Annotated in this window: 13 protein-coding genes; 7 read left to right on the top strand and 6 right to left on the bottom strand. The window is 40.8% G+C overall.

Annotated elements, in window-relative coordinates:
- Window positions 1-56: 56 nt before the first annotated feature.
- From BM161_RS11990 to BM161_RS11980, 3 genes are read right to left on the bottom strand one after another with little or no spacing between them, the layout of a single operon-like run.
- Window positions 57-1,025, bottom strand: coding sequence for an SAM-dependent methyltransferase (locus tag BM161_RS11990; RefSeq protein ID WP_074933018.1), 969 nt, complete (start codon window positions 1,023-1,025; stop codon window positions 57-59).
- A gap of 15 nt (window positions 1,026-1,040) precedes the next feature.
- The gene (locus BM161_RS11985) at window positions 1,041-1,397 is read right to left on the bottom strand and encodes a hypothetical protein (protein WP_143090563.1); all 357 of its coding nucleotides are present in this window, start codon (window positions 1,395-1,397) and stop codon (window positions 1,041-1,043) included.
- Window positions 1,398-1,440: 43 nt separating this feature from the next.
- Entirely contained in the window at window positions 1,441-10,980 is a 9,540-nt protein-coding gene (locus BM161_RS11980) for a FlgD immunoglobulin-like domain containing protein (RefSeq protein ID WP_074933014.1), read from the bottom strand.
- A gap of 559 nt (window positions 10,981-11,539) precedes the next feature.
- On the opposite strand from BM161_RS11980, the gene BM161_RS11975 reads away from it, so the two are divergent.
- Both BM161_RS11975 and BM161_RS11970 read left to right on the top strand, forming a co-directional pair.
- Entirely contained in the window at window positions 11,540-13,150 is a 1,611-nt protein-coding gene (locus BM161_RS11975) for a glycoside hydrolase family 43 protein (protein WP_074933012.1), read from the top strand.
- A gap of 31 nt (window positions 13,151-13,181) precedes the next feature.
- Complete coding sequence (locus BM161_RS11970; protein WP_074933010.1) at window positions 13,182-15,251, top strand: sialate O-acetylesterase; 2,070 nt, start codon at window positions 13,182-13,184, stop codon at window positions 15,249-15,251.
- Between the two features lie 45 nt (window positions 15,252-15,296).
- Here the strand turns inward: BM161_RS11970 and BM161_RS11965 are convergent, their stop codons facing one another.
- Window positions 15,297-16,712, bottom strand: coding sequence for an amidophosphoribosyltransferase (locus tag BM161_RS11965; RefSeq protein ID WP_074933008.1), 1,416 nt, complete (start codon window positions 16,710-16,712; stop codon window positions 15,297-15,299).
- A 142-nt stretch (window positions 16,713-16,854) separates the two neighbouring features.
- On the opposite strand from BM161_RS11965, the gene BM161_RS11960 reads away from it, so the two are divergent.
- Window positions 16,855-17,397 carry a DUF5104 domain-containing protein gene (locus BM161_RS11960; protein ID WP_074933006.1) on the top strand — a complete coding sequence of 181 codons (543 nt, stop codon included), beginning with the start codon at window positions 16,855-16,857 and terminating at the stop codon, window positions 17,395-17,397.
- Window positions 17,398-17,406: 9 nt separating this feature from the next.
- Here BM161_RS11960 and BM161_RS11955 read toward each other — a convergent pair whose 3' ends face one another.
- A complete protein-coding gene (locus tag BM161_RS11955; RefSeq protein WP_074933004.1) occupies window positions 17,407-17,784 on the bottom strand; it encodes a hypothetical protein in 378 nt (125 codons plus the stop codon).
- 186 nt (window positions 17,785-17,970) lie between these two features.
- Between BM161_RS11955 and BM161_RS11950 the strand changes: the two genes are divergently transcribed.
- The 4 genes from BM161_RS11950 (at window position 17,971) to BM161_RS11935 (ending at window position 21,222) form a co-directional block, all read left to right on the top strand.
- Entirely contained in the window at window positions 17,971-20,013 is a 2,043-nt protein-coding gene (locus BM161_RS11950) for a glycoside hydrolase family 5 protein (protein WP_074933001.1), read from the top strand.
- 81 nt (window positions 20,014-20,094) lie between these two features.
- Entirely contained in the window at window positions 20,095-20,400 is a 306-nt protein-coding gene (locus tag BM161_RS11945) for a type II toxin-antitoxin system Phd/YefM family antitoxin (RefSeq protein ID WP_074932999.1), read from the top strand.
- Complete coding sequence (locus BM161_RS11940; RefSeq protein ID WP_074932997.1) at window positions 20,381-20,827, top strand: type II toxin-antitoxin system VapC family toxin; 447 nt, start codon at window positions 20,381-20,383, stop codon at window positions 20,825-20,827. Before BM161_RS11945 ends, BM161_RS11940 begins: the two co-directional genes overlap by 20 nt.
- A gap of 32 nt (window positions 20,828-20,859) precedes the next feature.
- Window positions 20,860-21,222 (top strand): PBECR3 domain-containing polyvalent protein, encoded by a 363-nt coding sequence (locus BM161_RS11935; RefSeq protein ID WP_074932995.1) that lies wholly within the window; start codon window positions 20,860-20,862, stop codon window positions 21,220-21,222.
- Between the two features lie 135 nt (window positions 21,223-21,357).
- Here the strand turns inward: BM161_RS11935 and BM161_RS11930 are convergent, their stop codons facing one another.
- Window positions 21,358-22,692, bottom strand: coding sequence for an ArsB/NhaD family transporter (locus BM161_RS11930; RefSeq protein WP_074932993.1), 1,335 nt, complete (start codon window positions 22,690-22,692; stop codon window positions 21,358-21,360).
- Window positions 22,693-22,851: the final 159 nt, after the last annotated feature.

Genomic DNA, 22,851 nt, shown 5'->3' with positions numbered 1-22,851 from the left:
TAGTTACTATAATATCGGATATTTCTCTGAATTTCAATAGTTAAAGTTAATTAACTTTAGAGAGTATGAATCCATGTCAATTCGTGTTTATTGTAATTCAGATGAACAATTTTGCTGCCCGGAATGTCTGCAAACTGCTGAATCAGCGGCCAGTTAATTTCTCCCTGCATTTTGATTGTGCAGATCATATTCATTTCCGGTTTGAAAGAGAGCCATTTGTTTATCCATTCCAGAAGGCGTTCCGGATAGCAGATTACATCGGAAAATACCCAGTCTATCTGTCCAAGTTCTTCCGGCTTGAGCGTAAATGCATCGTGTGCCTGGAAGGTAACAAGAGGATTATTCATAAGTGAATCGGCGAGGGGAGCTCGGTCAACTGCATATACTTCTGCCCCAAGTCCAACAAGAACCCAGGTCCATCCGCCAGGGCAGGCTCCTGCTTCAAAACAACGCTGTCCGGCCCCAGGAAGTTCAGTTCCATTGAGCAGGTTTGCCATTGTAAGCGATTCCTGAATCTTCAGATAAGCGCGGCTTGGCGGGTTTTCGTGGTCTTCAATAAAATGCAAAGTTCCTGCCGGCAGGGTACTGTTAGTCAAAGCGCTGGCAATCATTGTGTGCTCATCAATCAAAGTCCAAAGTCCCATTGGTGATGAAGGAATCTTTACGGGAAACTGTCTGTCTTTAAGATTAATATATGGCAGTTTTTCCTGAATCAGCTGAGCACGGCGGAAACAGGTGTACTGATACGGCGCCCAGTTTCGCTGTAGTTTTTTAAGCTCTGCGGCCGCTTCTCCAATCGAATTAAACTTTACGAAAAAGGGGTCGAGCATAACGGAGCGAGCCCAATAAGGCAGGCATTTGTCACTAAGTCCTGAGTCCTCGGAAAGTTCAAGATTTTCGTAATATAAAAGGTCGCCGTAGCGGTTATCTGGTTTTTGTGTAATTCCAAAGCGGCCGGCAAGTTCAGAAATCAAAAGTTCTGCCTGCTCCGGAAAAGCCAGAAATGCAAGATTCTTTGTATTCATAATGTGCTCTGTTTTTCAGACGATATCAGGTAAATCATCCTTTGAGATTGTTTCAAGATGCTTAATGAAGTTTTCAAGCTTGTGTGCGTCTGGAGAATAATGAATCTTAAAACCAATAAATGTGCTGCCGCCGTGTTCATTTACCCACTGTGGGCTGCAGATAAGATTCAGAGGAGAACTGTTTGAGCCGTGCAATGGAGAAATTTTTACTTCATACTCGTTTTCCAGATCAACAACAACTGGAAATGAGTAATGCACTTTACAGCCATTTAAACTGATGTCATCGAGAATTCCAGGGAGTGCACAAATCTCAGGTGCTGTAATGCGGCCGATTTCTTCATACCTTGTATGCAGTCGGTTTTCTTGTTCCATTAGGTTATTATAGATGATTTTTAAGCGGTCGGCAAGCACACACTTATTTAACAACCATTACCTTACGTGTCTCATCAATTCCACTTCCGACTACGCGTACAAAGTACATACCGCGGGCTACTTGCGCACCGTTATTGTTTTTACCGTCCCAGGTGTAATAGTACTCGCCAGGCTTTGTATTTCCGCGGTTCAGATAAGTTATGATGTTTCCGTCCAGTGTCATAATCATTACGTTTAAGCGGCCTTCTTCTGCGACATCAACCTTGATTACAGTTTTTTCTCCCTTGCCTGCATCAATAACGTTGTTCAGAATTGTAACTCCACCGCGCTGGTTTGTTATGCTCTTAATTTTGAATGACCACAAATCAAGAGTATTGACATCGCTGGTGTCTGTCATGCGCAGACAATAAAGAGGAACCGGAATACTCAGAGAAAGATTGAATTTGTCTGTAGCAACATCGTAATAAGGATTGTTGTAGATTCTAACCGGTGTATTATTGTCTTTCATCAGACCAAACATAAAGCTAACCTGACTTCCACTTGCCCACGCAGACACATTTTCCTTAGAGATATTGAAGATAGAGTTTTCTGATGACTGATCAACAAGGCTTCCATCTGTGTAAATATAATTACTGTTGTTTGCTGCAGCGAATGCGCGGAACAGTCCGTCTGTAAGGTTCGGGAACCAGATTCTAAAATCAATTTTAAAGTCTTGATTAATCTGATGAGATACAGTGTCTGCATCAGGAGCAGGGGAGAGGTAGAGTCTGATTTTTTCATCACCCTTAGTATCTGCAATTATAGAAATAGGATGATTTGCCGGAAGTGTTCCGTAATTTTTCTGATCACGATTCCAGTCATGAACTGCCCAACTGCCTTCTTCGTAAAGCCCGTTCATTACAGAAACACCATCATCAAGCATATCTGATGAATAAGCATAAAGCGGGTTCACATAATTGATTGCGAAATCTGAAAGAGCATGGGCAGAGTACATGCTCATGTAGTTTCCGAGAGGATCTTGAATCAAAGTGACGCGTGAACCGGTGTTGTTGGTGAGCGGGTCGGTTCCAGTCTGTGGATATTCTGCAGGCATGATAAGCTGGATGTAAAGCTTTTTGAGGTTTTCAATATTGATATCTTTTGTAGTTGTAAGCTTGATACAAGTGAATGAATCGTTTGAGAACTCGCTTACAACTTCTGCTGGTACGGCTGTATTAATTTGATTTTCGCTGCTGACAACGGCATTTCCATTATCATCAATTGAAATAATGCGGAAACATCTTGGCATGAGATAATTGAATTCTGGGAAATTCGGATCAATTTGATATTTATCTTGTCCTGCATCATCCTGGAATTTTATCTTAGATGACTGTGTTACAATTTGTTTTACAAAAAATATGTAAATTGCCTTTGAGTCAATAGGGCTAAGAATAATATCGAAAGAAGGTGGTGTTCGGTCAATCGTTTTTGAAACTTTGTCGCGAAGTCGGTTTCCTGCAAGGTCTGTAAGATATCCTAATGAATCATTGTATGAAAATGAGAATGTTGTTTCTACTGAAAGATTAGTATCTGTGAGGCCAAGTCCAAGATAAAGTCCGTCCGGGTCGTTGGCTGGTCGCATTGGAGTTGACGAACCGGTAAAGAGCTGGGAAACAATTGTTGTATGTATATTAGCAATTCCTGTTAAGAAGTTTGTTGATGGAGAAGTATTATTCGAGTTTGTCGAATATCTGAAGGCAGTTGAAATGCCAGCTTTTGTTGAGAAGCGGATTCCACCTGTAGTACGGCGAGTAGGGTCTGAGTCGAACTGACGGGCACCTCCTACAATATCGGCACAATAAGTGTATGTGTTATCATAAAGGTTAGCTTTCGATGCCTCTGATCCTGGAGTACACCAGCCGATTTCTGTAAACCATTCGGCTAAGTCTGCATCTGCGCCACTTGTGGTATATGACGGAGTATTATCAAAGAAGTGGAAGTCAATTCGGTCAAGAGTAGAACCTGTACCGTCTGTGTTTCCAATTGCCTCTGACATTGTGTCCCTACCCCATGCGGTTTCTTTTGAGTGGCGGAGTGGGGTGAAGACTGGAGAAGATATATCCCATTTACTGTAAAGATCTGGTGAAGTTGGAAGCAATGCTACTGTGTTCACACCTGATTCGTCTAATGAGTCTGAACGTACTGTTGGTTCTATACGGCTGCCTTCAGCATATTCGATTTGATTGTTGCCAATCTGGTCTGTTACGAGTGTGTTTGTGCTTGCAAGGGCTTTTGCTTTTGCCCCTGTGAACTGACTTGCTGCTTCAATGTAGCCCGGCCATTTTTTGTAAACGTTTCCGGTGTAGTCTGTTACTGTGCCGTCTGTCCAGCCGGCAATTGAAAGTCGGATTGAGTATTCATCCGGGCGGTAAAGTGCGTTTACATATTTATTTGCAGCACCATTGCTGCCGGTGTAGAGGCGGAGAGTACTTCCCTCTGGAGCAGTGATTTTTGCAAGGCCGGCAAATGTGAGGGTAGAGGCTGCGCTTGTAATATTGCCGGTAATTGCTCCAAGAGTATCTGTTACCTGAATGTTTTCTACAAGGTTTGGAGTATGTGACGGGTCGGTCGGCGGATTGTAAGCCGCAATTGTTTCAGCTCCACTTCCAATATCAACCGGCTCCGAATAACGGAACTCAAGGAAGTTGTGGGAATCATAAGAATGCTGGCTTGCCTCGCCTGTGGCTGTGTCGTAAGTGTCGTGTAGTTCCTGCCCGGTACGCACAGTCCAGAGAACCGGACCGGTCTTGTCGGCAACAGTAGTGTAGGCTGAGCCATTTGCACGTGGGCTGTAATTGTTCAGGCGCTTGCCCCAGATATCAGTAAGAATAAAATTGTTTCCTGTAAGAGCACGAGGGAAATCGAGGTATGGCTTTGTGTCGTGATGAATACCATTGCGGTCAGAACTACCATTTGTTCCGGCATCACTACCACTTGCGTCTGTGTTCCAGGCTCCGTCTGCCTTTATGAAAAAATGTTCTGTAGTGAGATTTTGTGGAATTGGTGTTGTACAGTCTGGGTCAGAGAAAATACCAGTAAAGCTTCTATCTGAATAATGAAGAGGTCCAGTGTTTCCGTATGCTAAAGGCTGATAACGGATTGGACGATTGAACTCTACATAGATTGTATTATCTCGTACAGTGTAAGCATTTATTATTTTGAACTCATCAAAATCAACATTACTGTTGGTTGATTTTTCTGAAGCAGAATTTGTGTCATCAAGAGTGATTAGTTTGGCTTTTGAACCATCCTCTGTTCCATCGTTACAGATGACCTTGCAGTCTGTTATTTTTGTAAAGTAGGCTTCTGCATATCCGTTTGATGGATCTGTAAGATCAGGAATTCTAAGATGCCATTTGTCGCTTCCAGTGGCTCTGCTAAGATTAGTACCATTTGCATAAAAGTTCTTGCCTGCTGAAATTGTTTTTCCTGTACTAACCGAAAGTGTAGCGGAATACGCTGTAGTAGCTGGAAGGGCAGAGCCATCTGGTAATGCTGTAGCTGTATAATTTGCTGTGCTCCAGCCAAGAGCTGTTCTGTTTGCAGTGTAAGAATATTCGTCAGTAATACCTGTAGTTGAATCAGTTTCTGAATAAGCATTTCCTAAAATAAGAATATCTTTTGTAACGTTAATATTAGCATCTGCTGTAACTGCACCATTATACATAACAAGGTTTCCACTTACAGAGGTTTCACCTTTTATTGTAATTCCCGCGCCACAAGTTATTATGAGATTTTTAGTGATAGAAATAATATCATCACTATCTCCAAAGTTAGCAGCTGAAGTTGAATTTAATTGAACATTTGTTTCAAACGATGCATTTCCAGTTCCAGCGTCACTGCCAAAACTTCCGCCAAGAATAGAGTTACCTGTTCCATTTTGTGTAAAGCTTGTTGTGAATGTGAGTGTCTTTGTATCATTTAATTTAAAGAGTCCTGAGTTTTTAATTGTCATTGGACCGCCGGTTGTTGTTCCAAGAGAAACATCTGTTCCAATGATTGTTCCTGTCAGTTCTGTTGTATCCAAACTTATGTCTGCTGCAGTAAGAGTTCCAGTTATTTTTGTATTACCTGCTGTGTGTGTCAGCGACTTCTTATCACCGGTTGCAGAACCTATGATAAATGAATCTGTTGAATCATTTCCAAAACTTACGAGAGAAGAAGTATTGAATGTTTGACCATCAAAAGCTGCAATACTTCCGCCTGCGTTGAAGTGGAATTCTCCTGAAGTGCTAATATCTGTAAGAGTTGTAATAGTGGCTGAGTTATTGAATTGTGTTTTTGTTCCTGATGTTACGTTTAACGTATCACAGATAACAGATTTCTCGAAAGTTGTATTTCTTGCACTCAGAATACTAATTGAAGGATGTAAAGTTGTATTTCCAATTATTCCATTGAAAGAGGCGTCTGTTGTTGCCGGAATATTTATTGTTAAGGTATGGTCGCCTGTGATAGTTGAAGCTTCAGTTGAGAAATTAATGGCAGTTCCGGTTGCAAGAGCGGTGTTCTTAAGTTCAAGATCATCTGTGAGAGTAACAGCGCCACTATAAGTTTGAGTTCCTGATGTAGAAATTAATCCCTTAAGTGAAGCGGCTGCAAGTGATACAGAAGCAGCGTTTACTGTACCTGTAATTGTTGTGGAACCGTTTGTGTGTGTGAAAGCTCCTCCAAATGACATTGCAGTTGGAGTTCCAGTTATAGAAATGTTGCCGGTTGTCGCAAAAGTAACATCATTTGTAATCGTGCCACAAACATTGAAAATTATATTTCCTGAACCTGAAGGGTTTGTGAAAGTGGTTATGGTATTGAAGCCTTCGTTTATTGTCAGAGAACTGTTTCCGATTTTTTCAATATTCGAATAAGATTTTCCTCCGGCATTAAATTCCTGAACCTGAGTTCCAGTGAAAATCAGTTTTCCAATGCCGCTAATATTAGCAGTTGAGGTAACATCACCTTTTGCTGAAATACTATTTCCTGTTGCTATTGAAGTTGTGGCACTGATTGTAAGTTCATTGGAAACTTCAAGGTTTTCTGTAACCTCAGCACCAGCTCTATTTAAAATCAGATTTGTATATTGTCTTCCGTTACTGGTATCATTATCGTCATCCCAGACAAAATGAGTTTCTGTGCCTGTGCCTGTGTATTCAATAGTAGGGGTAGCACCGGCCTCTGTTCCTTTTGTTGTTGTTCCAGAGATTTGATCTGCGGAGTTTCCATTCAGTTTTATAAGTCCATTGTTTATGATTTCTCCAACAGTAATTTTTCTGTTAGACAAATCAAATTCAGCCCCAGGGAAAACTGTAATTGTTGCATTGTATGGAACAGTGCCAGACGGTGTAGTTAGAGATGTATTTAAATCCAAATCTTCTGTTAGACTAGAAAGGTTAGGGTAGTTATCAGCAGTTGAAACAGGGATTTCTATTGTAGCACCTTTCGTAGGTATAACTTCGTCTTTCCAGTTTGTTGTTGTGTTCCAGTCTTTGGATGTTGTTCCCAGCCAAATGTATTTCATATCCGGGAAGAACCAGTTAGAGTTGTTTCCTGCATCTGTACTCTTAAAGGCAACAAAATTTGTATTTGCTGAATTGTTTGTAGAATTATCAACTCTCAAGAATTTTAATTCTGGTTCGTTAGTACAGCTGATATTCCAATTTCCTGTAGATGTAAGCCAGAGTTTGTTATCTTCATCAGTTCCTTTAAGAGTCATAGATGTTACAATCTGACTTGTTCCTGCGGTAAATGTTATTTTTTTTCCGCCAAGGCCAGTTGCAGTTAATGTGCCGATTTTGTTACTGGTAGCAAAAGTTACATTTCCATTTATAGTGAGATTATAAAACTGTGTATTACCATCATTTTTTGTAGTGAGGAGTTGTGATGCTGGTGTGGTTGCACCACTGAGTATTACAGTTCCAGCCGATGCTGTAAAAGTTGTGTCAGATAAATCTACTTCATCCTGGAAGATGGTAATACCGTTTGTCTCGCTTGTTGATTTTGCGGCAATAAGAGTGGCACTTGTGCCGGAATACTTCTTTACAAAGGTAAGAGTTTTACCAGTTGTCTGGTCACCGGTAAGAGAACCGCTTGTGTTAGTAAAAGTACCATTAAAGGTTGCTGCACCATTACAGATTACATTTCGTTTATTTATGATATTAGGGTTTACTTCAATACCATCTTTCAAGGTGATTTGAGTTGCATTTTCATCAAAAGTAAGAGTTGAAGTTCCAAGTATCTTTGGAATATTTAGCGACAGAGTAGAAGCGTTTTTTGTTCCTATAATTGTTGCCTGACTTAATGTAAGTTGATTTAAACTGATTTCTGCTGTTCCAGCTACAGCAATTGTGCTCTTGAGATTTGCGGTTGTAATAGTAAGATTCTTATCTGTTCCTGAAATGTTTCCAGAAAAATCAAACTCATCAGCAGTTATTGAACAATTTGCATCGATTGAAGTAGTACCGTCTATTATGAGTTTTGCAAGTTTTATATTTTCTCCAACGTTCCCATTCAGGGTAATCGAAGAACCTTTAAGTGTTAATTCTTCTGATTCATTTGTTCCATTTATAGTGGTGTAGGTTTGAGTTCCTGTTGATGTATCAATGGTTGCAGTATCGCCTGCTACAAGATTTTTTGCAGAGAAGCTTGCTGCACTTATATTTCCCTTAACAGTTGTATTTCCTGTTGTTTCCAAAGAAACTGCATTTGTAATATTTGCACCATTGTTGAAGGTTATATTGCCGGCTGTTGTGGCATCAGATAGATTTGTGATTGTTGGTGTACCATCGAAGGTTGTGGCAGTTGCGTTTGTGATTGTACAGTTTGTGATTGTATAACCATTGTTGTTTACAGTAAGTGAACAACCTGTGTCGTTGATGGTTATATTCTGATAGGTTTTGTCGGTAGTCGGGTTAAATTCAATTTCACCAGAACCCTGAAAAATGAGTGCGCTTGTACCGCTTGTGTCTCCTGCAGTAATGCTTTCTGCGGCTGTAACTGAATTCTGAACTTTTATATCCTGCTTTAATATAACAGGGCTATGGAAATTGAGTTTGTATTCAAAAACATTGAATGTATCAGAATCAGAAAAAACAAGCTTTCCTGAAGAATCATTTTCTAAATGAAGAGTTCCTGTTGATTCAAAAGTAAAACTTGAATCAATACCTGAAGGAATGTTTACATCTGCATTTGCTGTTGCAGGAATGAAAATCATGTTTACATTTGCAGACGAAGTAAGATTTTTGTTTGTACTGCTTCCATTGAATGCAAAATTCTTTGCTTTTAATGTAGTCTCTGCACTAACAGAACAAGAGCCGCCATCAGTAATTGTTATACTTTCTGCTGTTATTGAAGTGTCGTTACTTATGTTACAGGTTCCTCCATCCGTAATAGAGAAACTGTTCTGTACTGTACACTCACCATCAATCTGCCAGTTTGTACCGGAAATTATTAAGTTGTTGTAATCTGCTGTACCAAAATCGGTTACAGTTCCACCAGTTGTACCTGCATATTCAATGGTTCCTTGAGCAGTATCATTAATTGGTGATGGGGTTGCGGCATTATTTGTTATTCGACCAGTCCCTGTATAAATAATTGTGCCGGCGTTAGCGAGAACAGGATTCGCTGGATTTGCACCTGTTTCGTCTGTTCCAGAAAGTACAAGATTGTTAGCTCCTAAAGTTATTGAGGCCCCAGAAGCAATAGAAAGCGTACCTCCATGACAGTCAGAATCAGATAAAACTGGATATTTCTTAGAGTCTGCAACAACAGGGATAATGATTCTTGAATTTGTTGAGGGAATAAAACCGGTGTCCCAGTTGGTTTCGGTTCCCCAATCCTCAGATGTACCTACCCATGTGTAAATAAAAGAAGATAAGTCTTTTATTTTCCAGCCATTATGTATTACTGAGAGCCAATCAGGTTGTGTGAGTCCGGCTGAAGGTTCACAATTTTTGTCTGAAAGATTGCCTGTGTAAGTGTCAAGCTTTACATCAGAACCAATAGAAAGATATTGAACATCAAGTGTAGTTGCATCAAATGTTCCAGTACCAGTAAGATTAAGTAAGGAGCCATCAGATCCTTTAAGCGAAAGATTTTCTGCTTTAATTTTTGTTGTCACATCAGCATCAAGTGATATTATCTTTCCACTCATAGATGCATCCGAGGCGTCAAAAGCTGCAAATTCAAAATTACCTTTTATTGTTGCATTTGTAGATGTAAGCACAACAGTATTTGTTGTTGTGCTAGTGTTAGTCGTGGTTAGAAATGTTGTTTCGCCAGTGAGATTGATTATTCCACTACCAGAAAAAGAATCTGCTGCTAATGAAGAAGTAACATTTATTGTTCCGTTGTTCTCTAGTGTACTTCCGAAGATTGCTGCACCAGAACATGTAATTGCGCCAGTAGTTTCTGCTATAACTACAGATGGAGAAACAGTTTTACCATCAGCCAGAGTTGCAGCAGAAGAAACTGTTAGGGAACCGGTTCCGGTAACATTGTTATTGAACTTTATCACTCCTAAAGAATTTAGTGATGAGCTGTTACTGCTTATCTCTAATGTACCTGTATATATCTGATCTCCAGTTGTTGTAAGATTACTGCGTAATATTAATGTTGTATTCTCTGCAACAACAATTTCAGTATATACAGTTCCTTCTGTAATTAGAGTCTGATTAGTTCCATTGAAGATAACCTTTCCGGAAACTGTGGTAGAGGTAGATTCTGAGGCGCCAAATGTAATTGTTCCATTGGTTTTAAATTCAGTTTCAGTACCAGCTTGTATATTCATACCTTTGCTGAAAGTTATATCGCCTCCAGCAGTCGTGTCTGAGTAAGTCCCTATAGTTGGAAAACCTCCGAATTCTGTTTCACTTCCTTTTTGGAGTTCGAAAGAGGTAATATTACAAGTTCCATTTATTGTAAGTTTTCCACCATCTTTATTTACTATAATAGATGTAAAAGTTTTTCCATCAGCGTCATAAGTCTGGTCTTCAGAACCTGAAAAAATTAAAGAATCGGATAATTCTTGTGTATTTGCTATGATATTTTCAGCACCTGTGGAAGTTCCAGATACTATGATACTGTCGCATTCGACAGTCGCTGATGCAACAAGATTTTCACATTCCAGACTTAATTCAGTATTTGAAAATGGAGTATCAACTGTAAGTGTTCCTTCGGTTTTTAATGTACCAGTAGATCTATAATCAATATTAGATAAGGTAAAGTTCTCTGTAACAGTTAATTTTCCTTTGATTACAATTGTCTGTGTAGAGTTTTCAAATGTCAGAGATTTTATTGTTATATCATCTGCTTCTTCGATACCTGGAAGAAATGAAATGCTCTCATCGATGATAATATCATCTGATTGGCCTGGAATATCGGGGAATCCATCTGGAGAATTCCAGTTTTGTGGATTGTGCCAATCTGAATTTATAACTCCAATCCAGTGATACGTTGCTGCCTGCGCACTCACACAAATCATCATAAAAAAGGTGAGAACAGCGAGGAGTTTTGGTGAGAAGTGAGCTTTTATTTTTTGCAGACAGTTATACATATCTTCTGTATTATTATCGGCTATTTATTGTAACATAGATAGAAGTTTTTTCTACTATTAAAGTGGATATAATTGAGTGTTTGATTTGTGAATTGAGATGCTTTTTGAGGGGGAGCCCGCTAAAACTTGGATTTTGTTTTTTAGTGGGCTTGAAAGTTGGGTGTTTCTGATGGGGTGGCCTGCTAAAACGGGATTATTATAAAATAGTGGGCTTGAAAAAAAAGTGTGAAGGTGGGGGAGCCTGTAAAAATGTCATTTTAACGAAAATAGCGGGCTCGGGTGTGTATTTTGGATTAGAGTTGGGCCCGCGAAAAGTAATTATATGAACATTAGCAGGCTCCTGTTTGTAACTTTATCAGAGAACGAGCCTGCTAAATTGAAAAAAACACAAATTAGCAGGCCACTCTTTAGAAACTCTTAAAAAAGAAAGCCCGCTAAATTATTATTTTTCAAAATCAGTAGGCTTAAATCCTTTTTTTATACAACTATTATAGAATTCTTCAATGAATAGGGGACTTTCCTTCTATAAAAATCAGGGCGATGGTGGTATTCTAGTATTATGGCAACACGTATTATTAATCCAATTTTACCGGGATTTTATCCGGATCCTTCAATGTGTGAGGCAGGCGGGTATTTTTACCTTGTATGTTCTTCTTTTTCTTATGTGCCGGGCCTGCCAGTGTTTAAAAGCCGCAATCTTGTTTCGTGGGAACAGATTGGTAATGTGATTGATCGTCCTGAACAGCTGGATTTTGCCGGCGCGGGCGTTTCGAGAGGACTTTTTGCTCCTACAATCCGCTTTCATGAGGGAAAATTCTATTGTATTTGTACTCAGGTAGATAAACTTGGTAACTTTTTTGTAACAGCAGATAAGCCGGAAGGCCCATGGTCTAATCCAATCCCAATTGAAGGGGCAGAAGGAATTGATCCGTCGCTGTTTTTTGATGATGACGGCACTACATGGTATATCGGAACCAGACCTGCTCCAGAAGGTCCAAAATATAACGGAAACTGGGAAATCTGGATTCAGAGAATTGACCTTACAAACGGAAAACTTCTTGGCGAATCAAAAGGAATCTGGCGCGGTGCATTGCGCGACTGCGTGTGGCCGGAAGGTCCTCATATCTACAAAATAAACGGAATGTACTATCTGATTCATGCAGAAGGCGGAACAGGTCCAGACCATGCAGTTTGTGTTGCCCGCTGCGAAACAATCGACGGGGAATGGAAAGGAAAGCCTTCTAATCCGATTCTGACACACCGTCACCTTGGAAGCAGAGCCGGCATCCGCAATGTAGGACACGCCGACCTTGTATGCTGCGACGGCCGCTGGTGGATGTGCTGTCTTGCAAGCCGCCCTTATGGCGAAAATGGAAACCGCGTATGCAATATGGGCCGCGAAACCTTCCTCGTTCCCGTTATCTGGGAAGAAGGCTGGCCGGTCGTAAGCTGGGAAACTGGTAAAATAGAAGAAGCCTACAGCCTCAGCGGACACGCAGTTAAACGTGATATAGAAGATTCAGATGCCACAGCTTTTCCTGCAGTTGATGATTTTAACACAGAAGAGCTTGCTTCTTACTGGCTGAGCCTTAGAAAGCGCGACCCGGCTTATATAAACTGTAAAGAGCAATCTGGCGTTCTCAGACTTTATGGTGGCGAGCCGGTTACCGGAAACGGAAATCTTTCTATGGTTGTTCGCCGTCAGATGGGCTTTAGTTTTGAAGCAAGCTGTAAGGCAGATTTCCATTTTGAAGATAATGAAGATGCTGGTGGACTTATCTGCTTTCAGAACGAAAAATATAATTACAGACTTCAGCTTACGCTCAAGGGAAAAATCATCTTACTTCAGCTGATTAAGGCGGCTGGTAATGAAGATGAGATAATCGCAGAAGAGGTAATGACTGGTGGACGAAAGAATGTTCCGATTGTAATGCGCGTTGTTGCAGAACATCAGAAGCTTCGTTTTGAATATGGTCCGGATGAGCGCAGCCTCTATGTACTCATAGACAATGTTGATGCAAGTATTTTGAGTACAGATGTTGCCGGCGGCTTTGTTGGTACCGTAGTTGGTATGTTTGCAGTAGCTGGTGGCGATCCTGCACAGAAAAAGTTCTATGCCGATTTTGACTGGTTTAGATACGAAAATACTGGCAGAGAATGGGAATGTTAGTGTAAAATAGGTGTGTAAGGGGATAACCGCTATGAAAGGAACTTTTAAGATAAAAGGTATTGTTGGCTCTGGAATGGTTCTTCAGCGCAATAAGATTAACTGTATTTACGGAACAGCTGAAGTTTATTCTGATATTATTATGGTATTCCGCGGCACGACTTCGATTACTCAAGCTGATGAAGAGGGAAACTGGAAAATTGAATTCAGCCCTGGAGAAGCAGGCGGTCCTTTTACAATGACAATTAAGTGCGACCAGCATAATGTTGAGTTTACTGATATTTATGTTGGTGAGGTTTGGGTAAGCTCAGGACAGTCTAACGCCCAGCTTCCAATGGAACGCATGCGCTTCTCTTATCCTGAAGATTTTGCACTTCCTCGCAATGAAAGAATCAGAATGATTACAATTCCTATCAACTGGTCTTTGGATGGTGAGAAGGATGAGATTGTTGATGTAGGCTGGCAGTCAAATGCAGACGAAGGCACAAAGGCCGATGGACTTTCTTCTGGAGTTCAGTGGGTTTGTGCTTCTCCTGAAAATCTTGGGGGAATGTCTGGAACCGGTTACTTCTTTGCAAAACGACTTTCTAAAGAGCTTGATGTTCCGGTTGGAATTATCAATGCGAGCCAGGGAGGGTCTCCAATCGCATCATGGCTCAGTCTTCAAGCTCTTGAAGAAATGGGTGATAAGAAAGAGTATCTCAAGCAGGTAGTTGAATATCTTGCAGAAGGCAGAGCCGCTTACAAGCAGAAAGAGATGATGGAAAATCAGCAGAAGTGGGGAGAAGAACTTTTCGCTGCTGCTACAACTCCAGATTTTGATTCTGATGATGGCTGGAATGAGGTTCAGATTCCTGGAAACTTTAAGGTTGCAAGCGCAGGTTTCTACTGGTTTAAGAAAACAGTTGAGCTTACAGCAGAGCAGGTAGAGCATTTTAATACTTATAAAACCTGGCTCTGGATGGGAACAATTGTTGATGCAGATACAGCTTATGTTAATGGTGTTGAGGTTGGTTCAACTCCTTATTGCTATCCACCTCGCCGCTATCATGTACCTGCCGGAACTTTGCACGAGGGTAAAAATCTTATTGCAGTTCGCGTTCAGAAAAACAGCGCAAACGGACCGCTCCGTTTCTTTAGCGAAAAGCCATATTATTTATTTACAGAAAATACTTTTGTTGCTCCTTGTGTTTGCCGCAATGTTGAAGGCCGTACAGAGTCGCTGTATCCGCTGGACGGTGAGCGCATAGATTTGAGCGGCAGCTGGAAGATGAAAACTGATGCTCAGGTTCGCGATATGCCTGGTCAGATGTTCTTTGAATGGCTTCCAACTGCTCTTTACAATTCAATGCTTGCTCCTTGTTTTAAGCATGCAATTGCGGGTGCTCTGTGGTATCAGGGAGAATCTGATGCGGGCCGCCCAATCGAGTACAAATCAATGCTGATTAAGATGATTGATTTGTGGCGCCACAAATTTGTTTATGGTTCAAAAGATCTTCCGTTTGTAATTGTACAGCTTCCAAACTTTGCCGATGGTTGGAATGAAGATGTTGCAAGTATGGAAGGCGGCTGGGCAAATATCCGCCAGGTTCAGTCTGATGTTGCCGAGATCGCCGGACACACCGGCCTCGCTGTAACCATTGACGCGGGCGAGTGGAATGACCTTCACCCTGAAAAGAAAAAGACTGTCGGGTACCGCGCTGCAAAGGAAGCGTTGAGAGTTGCGTACGGCAAGAACTTTATCTCTCCGTCGCCGAAGGCCGAATTCTGCGAATTCAAGAAAGGACACTTTGTTGTTCGCTTTGACTGTGGTAACTCTTCACTTGTTGCCTGCAAGGTTGAAGGAAAGGGAACAGACTTGAATGTTGAAAGCAAAGACAAAAAGGTTTACGGCTTTAGTCTTTTGTGCAATAAGAAAGGCACAGAATCTGTAATTGAAGCAGAGGCAGTTCTTGTTGATGATAAAACTGTAAGAATTGATGTTCCTCGCGGAGTAGGCGATGTTGTAGAACTTCGTTACCTGTGGGCAGACAGCCCGGCTCCGGTGAATCTGTATTCCAGAAATCAGTTACCTGCAGCACCGTTCAGGATTGTTCAGAAATAAAATAAAAAAGCCGGCTCATACAAGTGAGTCGGCTTAGCGGTTCGGCTACTCTTTACCATTCCAGCAGTAAGTACAAAGCTTCTCATGTGGCAAGCCTGTGCTGTCCAGCATGTCGTCGAGGCGGTGGAATCTCAAAGTAGTGAAGTGAAGTTGCTTTCTGATTTCTTCTACCATCTTTGCGTATTCAGGAGAATCAGGATCGCAGTATTTCTGGAGAGTCTCTTCGCTTACGTTGTCGCCTTCGAACTGCTTGATAACGCGTCTTGTAATCAAATCCATTTCGCTCTTTGAACGGCTGAAGTTCAAATATTTACAGCCATAAACCAGCGGCGGACAAGCCGGGCGGATATGTACTTCTTTTGCACCGCTCTTATAAAGATAGTCTGTTGTTTCGCGAAGCTGAGTTCCACGAACAATCGAATCATCAATCAAAAGAATCTTTTTACCTTCAATCAGCTGCTGAATAGGAATAAGCTTCATGTGTGCAACCTGATTTCTGATTTCCTGATTTGTAGGCATGAACGAGCGAGACCAGGTTGGAGTGTATTTAATAAACGGACGTGTAAAAGGAATACCGCTTTCGTTTGCATAACCAACGGCGTGTGCAGTTCCACTGTCCGGTACACCTGCAACAGCATCCGGGTGAACATTGTCCTTATCACGGCGTGCAAGGTAACGACCACAGTTGTAGCGCATTGCTTCAACATTTACGCCCTCGTAGCAGGCAGTAGGGTAGCCGTAGTAAATCCAGAGGAAGGTACAAATCTTCATCTCTTTACCAGGCTGCTGGAGAATCTCCATTTTTTCTGCATTGAAGAATACGATTTCTGCAGGACCGAGTTCATGATAATCCTTGTAGCCAAGGTTCATGTAAGCGTAGTTTTCAAAGCTTGCACAGTAAGCGCCGTCCTTATGACCAATTTCTACCGGAGTACGTCCCAGGCGGTCGCGGGCAGCATAAATACCGTCGGCTGTCAAAATCAGCATGGAAATAGAACCCTTTATCTTTTCCTGAACGAACTTAATTCCTTCAACGATTGTGTCTTTGTGATTTAAGAGGGCAACGATGAGCTCTGTCTGGTTGATTTCACCACCGCTCATTTCAAGGAAGTGTGTGTAGCCCGAGTTAAGAACTTCTTCTACAAGCTCATCTTTATTTGTTACGATACCAACTGTTGTGATTGCAAAGTTTCCAAGGTGTGAGTGAACAAGAAGTGGCTGAGGTTCAAAATCTGAAATACAGCCAATTCCCAGTTTTCCATGAAGATCTTCCATGTCATTTTCAAATTTTGTTCTGAATGGTGAGTTCTGGATATTATGAATTGAGCGCGAAAAATGCCCGTCTGGATTTACAACCGCAATTCCTCCGCGTCTAGTGCCAAGGTGGGAGTGATAGTCTACTCCGAAAAACAAATCCAACGAACAGTCTTCTTTTGAAGCAACGCCAAAAAATCCGCCCATTTCAAACTTCCTAAAAAATAAATATGCGGACATTATATTGATTTTGTAAAATTATTGCAAACGATGTAACATTTTGTTTACCCTAAGGTGTTTCACCTATATGATGTAATAAATACATTAAAAAAATATTAAGGGAAATAAAATGAAACTTCTAAGAAAAATTACAATTTTCGCTCTTATTGCGTTGCTGGTGTCATCATTTACAGGATGTGGTTTTATTTTGGGGGATGATGAATATTATTCTGTAAATTTCGATAGCGAAAAACGTGGTCGTGAAAAAGCTGAGCAATTAATCGGCTATATAAATAATAAAGATGCCGCTGGAATAAAATCAATGTTTTCTGAAAAGAACAAGAAAGAGAATAAAGAGCTTGATAGTAAAATAAATGAATTTCTTGCAGCCTTTCCTGATGGACTTAAAGAATACGAAATCTCTCCTCTTGTTGGTGGCGAATGTAGTACAGAATCCTGGTCTGTAAACTATAACGTAGAAAGTGTTACTATCCACATTCCAAAAATAGGAGCCAATACAAGTGATGCAGATAAGCTTATTTCAATAGGGTACACTCATATCAATCATTATCATGAAGATCAGGTTGGGGTAAATCTTATAAGATATTGTGACTGGACTGATAAAAACAACGAAAAAGAAATAGTTATTGGCAGCAGGTGGGATAGTTATTAATAAAGTGATTTAAGCATCAATCGCAAATAAAGCACCAGGCAGTGGTTGTGCACCGGCGAGAAGAAAAGATTGCTGAGCTACAGTCTGCTGTATCTGCTTTTGGTACTGCTCTATAAGAGCCTGAGCCTGGTCGTCGCTTATGTCGGAAACAGATTCTTTTGGCTTGTTCTGAATTGCAGAAATGCGGTCTATAAGTGAGTTTAAGATTCTGATTTTGCTGATTGAAACGCCCTGCTGACCGTTGCCTGCTGCAACGCCAGAAACATGATCAAAGTGTGAATAGAGAAGTGCCGAGCGGCTTACAGGAACATAAAGCTTCCCTGCAGCAGCTCCAATGGCTCCGCTGTACGAATAAGCATTACTGAAATTTCCAATTGCGCTTGTCATTTTTAATTCTCCATCCTCTCCCACTTTTTGGGCTTCTACTGTAATTTTCGGAGGATGGAGAAAAAAGATTAGAGATAAATTTGACAGAATCGAGGAGGGGGGAAGATAATATAGAAGTAACATTTCAAATGCTGTAATTGCAATCAGAGCGAAGCAATCTATTCAGTGACAAGGAGTCTATCACTTATGAAAAAACTATTAAGCCTTTTGTTTTTTGCCCTCTGCACGGCGGTCGCCTTTGCCCAGAATGTAAACCCCTATGTGTTCGATTTGAACAGTCTTCCGTCTTCGAATGAGCAAAAAACAATCAGCTTTAATAAAGCCACAAGAACTTTTACTGTAAGTGGCAAAGAAGGATCTATAGGATTCTGGCCAAATGTTGGATTTGATATTTCTGCTTACAATGTTGTCCGCATTAAATACAAAGTACCGGGCGATTATGGCTTCCAGTTTAGTATGGATTATGAAGGTGATGAAATTTCCTGGTTTGATGAAACTACTTACTGTCCTTCCTATCTTACAGAAATGGTAATACCGCTTAAACCCGGGCAAAGGAAAATAAACGGATTTTATTTAACCCCCAGCTGGAACATTGATAGTATGAAGTTTACTGTTGAATCCGTAACTTTTGAAAGGGTAGCAAATCCGGTAAAAACAGATATTCATGCAAGTAATGAAGCTCCTGTAATTGATACAGCTTCCTCAGGAAAGTTTGATGATAAAATCACAGCCTGGGATTTTGTACAGACTCTTGGCCCTGGATATCAATATCAGTCTTTTTGTTTTAATGAAATTTCACTTGATTTTGGAATGGATATTTATCATCCCTGGGGGGACCCAAAAGCTACAAAAGAGTTTATTGATTTTGTAAAAGCAAAAGGTTTTACAACACTCAGGCTACCATTTAATCCGGGAAATCATTTTGTTGATGATAAGCATACTGTTGATCCTCGTTTTATAAAGGAACTTAAACAGGTAGCCGATTGGGCTCTTGAAGATGGTATGAATGTAATTCTCTGTGGTTTTTTCTGGCCTCGGCAATTAGAAGAAGCTTACAATCCGGACCGTGTTCGTTATGAAGGTATCGTTGTAAATGAAAAATATCAGAAACAGGGAGAAGAATTCCTTCGCGATGTATGGAAGCAGATAGCCACTGCTTTTAATAATTCTTACGATGAACGTTTGATTTTTGAAACTCTCAATGAATGTGGCGATGATCTTCATCCGGAGCATAATCATAAGCCGCAGGAAGATTGCCCTGTCTGCAAAAAAGATTTTGGAATAATCAACAGATATAATCAGGTTATTCTTGATACAATCCGCGCTACAGGCGGCAATAATGCCAAACGTTTTGTAATGGTTGAAGGATATGGTGGAGCTGTTGAAACACTTTGCAGTAAATCTTTTAAGCTTCCAAAAGATAAGGCAAAGAACAAACTCATTCCAACTTTCCATTCTTATTTGATGGGTGTTATTGGTGAAGAAGATATTAAAATGTTCTACTCTTCTGGCGTAAAAAAAGCTGTTTCAAAAACCTTTGAACTTCTGGATAAAGCTTATTTTTCAAAACATATTCCGGCATATATTTCCGAAATGGGAACCCTGCGGGCTACTCATGTTTTAGAAAAAATAAATTTTATAAATGATTTTATGGCTGAAGTAAACAAAAAAGGCCGTTCCTGTGGAACAGTTCATCATTTTGATGCCAGTCCAATGGGCTTCCGCTATTACAGCAGAAAAACAATGGAGTGGGAACAGTCTGAATATCTTGATACATATATTTATGCTGCTCAGGGAAAGAAGTTTCCTTTAAGCGAAGATTTTATTAAAAAGAATGAGGTGAAGGTTCAGTCTATTGTCGGAAAAAATCTTCTGAAAGCCCCGGTTCAAATTAAAGACTTTGATAATTCTGCAAGTATAAATCCAGATATTTTGATTCATTCCGTGCCCGCAAAATACAAGCTTGAAATTAATGTGGAAAAACTTGCAGCCGATTCTATTCTTCAATTAGGTTTTGCAGATTGGGAAGAAAAGTGGCGTGACTTTTTAAAAGAAAAAAATGTCACCGTGAAGGGCGGAAGTATAAAAGACGGCTGGTGTATTCTGGTAAAAGACCAAATAGTGACATTAACTGTTGATGAAGCCCTTGCCGCTGAACTGGAAAGTGCAAAAGGAATATTTCTTAATGGTCAGAATGTTATAATAAAATCTGTGAGGGTTGTGGAATAAAAAAAACTGGTTGAAAAACTGGTTGACTTTTACCGAACCTGATATTATATTTTATTTAACTATGATTATCAGGAGGTAGTAATGGCATTAACAATGAATCCAGCCGGAATTAATACCTATGATGTTGGCGCCTTTGATGCAAAAACCTATTTTGCAGAGCTGCTCCGCAAGGTAAAAGAAGGTGTTACAATCAACATTACCAAGAACGGAAAGGCTGTGGCGGTTTTGCAGGGAAAGTCTGCTATTCAAAATGAAGCTGCCATGAATGCTCATAAAAGAATCCTTGCACGTGCGCAGAGAATGGCAGAGCTTCGCGCAAAAGAGGGTGCTGCCGCTCTTAAAGCCTCAGACTTAAAGGAACTCAAAAATGAAGGCAGAAAATACTAGTTCCTTCCCGTGTTTTGTTGTTGATACATCTTTTATGGCTGCCTATCTTTTGAACGGCTTTTGTGATGATGAAATGACGGGCTGCATAAAAGATATCGAATATGTTCTGGAAAATAACGGTCAGATTTACGTTCCGCCTCTTTTCTGGTACGAGATAGAAAATGTCCTCTTGTATAAAACCCGCTCTAAAAAGGACGGTCAGATGAGGCTTACAACCACAGATGTTATGGACATCATGTACGACCTGAATTGCCTGCCCATAAATACCGACCTTCTCCCCGACGGCGAAATCCGTCAGCGAATCTTCGCCATGGCCCAGGAGCACGGTCTTTCTTATTACGATGCAGCCTACTTAGAGCTTGCCCACCGCTTCAATCTTCCCCTTAAAACCTACGACGAAGACTTGAAACGGGCAGTTGAAGGTTAAGAGCTGAAAAATCTTTTTGAAAATATCTGCCTATGGATAAGTTGATTTTAGTTGCTTGTTTACCAGAACATATTGCAGTTTTCTTGGGGTTAGAGACAGACAGAAGGGTTCGTATTTATCGATCTAAAGGTTTACTTGCACACTTGTTAAAACGAAAACATTTTATTGCGGTAAAGTATTTTGACTTTATTTCAGATATAATACGAGAGCCTGATTATGCTGGAATTGGAGAAAATGAAATAGAACTTGTCAAATGTTATAAAGATAATATTTTCCTTTGTATAAAGTTTGATATATCTAAAAGAAAATATTACATTTCCACTATTTTTGATATAAAACAATCAAAGATAGAATCTTACTGTAAGTCTGGTCGTCTTACTAAATTGACAAAATAAAGACCAAAGATGTATAATGATAATGAAATTTGACGAGCAGGAAAGGCACCCTGCGCTCCCGAAAGGGAACCTGATATGATGGATACGCCGCCCATCCAAATTTTTATTTATAACCACCCGCTTGGGTGGTTTTTTTTATGCCCAGATAACCCAGAGCAAAGCGGCTGCTGCGGCGGTTGTCAAAATTGTAAATGGGGCTGAGATTTTTAAGAAGCCAGGGAAGGTGATAGGGTGACCTTCCTTTTTTAAGATTCCCATTGCAACTACGTTTGCCGAGGCTCCGAATGGGGTGAGGTTTCCGCCAAGACAAGAGCCTATCAAAAGTGCGAACATCAAAAGCTCTTTCTGGATTCCAAGGCCTGTAGCAAGTGAGCCAGCAACCGGCAGCATTACGATGATGTAAGGAACATTATCAACAAAGCCGGAAATCAAAATAGAGAAGAGCAGAATTAAAACAAAGCCTGCAAATTTGCTGCCACCTGTTACGTGAGCAAGCCATCCTGCAAAATCGTCGAGCAGACCTGTCTCGCTGATTGCGCCGACTACAACAAAGATTCCAATCAAAAAGGCGATTGTTTCCCAGTCCAGCTCTTTTACAAGCTGCCAGATTTCTGCCGGGCTCTTTTTCTGCGAAAGACGATACCAGAGAAGACCAAGCAAACCAAGTCCAAGAACAAAGCAGCCCGAGCTGTAGCCCAACTCCGGTGTAAGGAAAGAAATTACAGCAAGGCCAGCAATCATAATCAAAAGCAGCCAGAGAGGCAGGTAAGAAATTACAGGTTCTTTATCTACACTTGCTTTTTCCTTTGCCTTGCTGAAGAAGCAGTAAAAGAAAATACAGCCTACAATAAGACCTGCCTGAATAAAGAAGAAGATGGAAATCTTTCCCTGATGAACAAAAAAGTCATTGAAGGTGTAGTGAGCGTAGCTTGCGAAAATCATGCTTGGAGGGTCACCAACCAATGTTGCAGTTCCTTCCAGGTTTGACATAAGGGCAAGACCAATCATAAATGGAACCGGATTGAGCTTGAGCTTTTTAGAAAGGGCAAGGGCAATCGGAGCCATTACAAGAACGGTTGCAACGTTTTCTACGAAAATCGAAATAATGCCAGTCATTGCAAGAATGAGAATTACTGCGATTCCTGTGCTTGGCGAAATTGTTACCAGGGCGTCGGCGATTCTTGCCGGAACGCGAGAGTAAATAAAGAGTGCGGCAATTATCATACTGCCCACGTAAATCATAAGAATATTCCAGTTGATGAGCTCGAGGAAGATATGATGTGCGAGTTCGCCAAGTCCGCCGAGCGGCTCAAAAACATTGCCTGCGAGCGCACCGCCTTGTGCTAAAAAGCCCAGCACAATAGTAATAAGTGCTGCACAGCTTGTCATCCAAACTTTCTTACCCTGAAAGATGATAACAAGTAAATACATTGCAAGCGCGAGGGCTAAAATAATCCATTTGATATCCATAATAAAACTCCAAAAAAAACGTCATTGCGACCATAGATTGCTTCGTCGCAAGCTCCTCGCAATGACGATATTGTTGTGACATTGCGAGCACGAAGTGCAAGGCAATGTTACTCTTATGATTTGTACCGCAGGCGAGCGAAGCAAGCCTGTCGGCACGAA

The organism is Treponema bryantii (assembly GCF_900113965.1).
Taxonomy (GTDB): domain Bacteria; phylum Spirochaetota; class Spirochaetia; order Treponematales; family Treponemataceae; genus Treponema_D; species Treponema_D bryantii_A.
The sequence above is the reverse complement of the archived record's forward strand: the minus strand, read 5'-3'. Positions and strand labels throughout refer to the sequence as shown.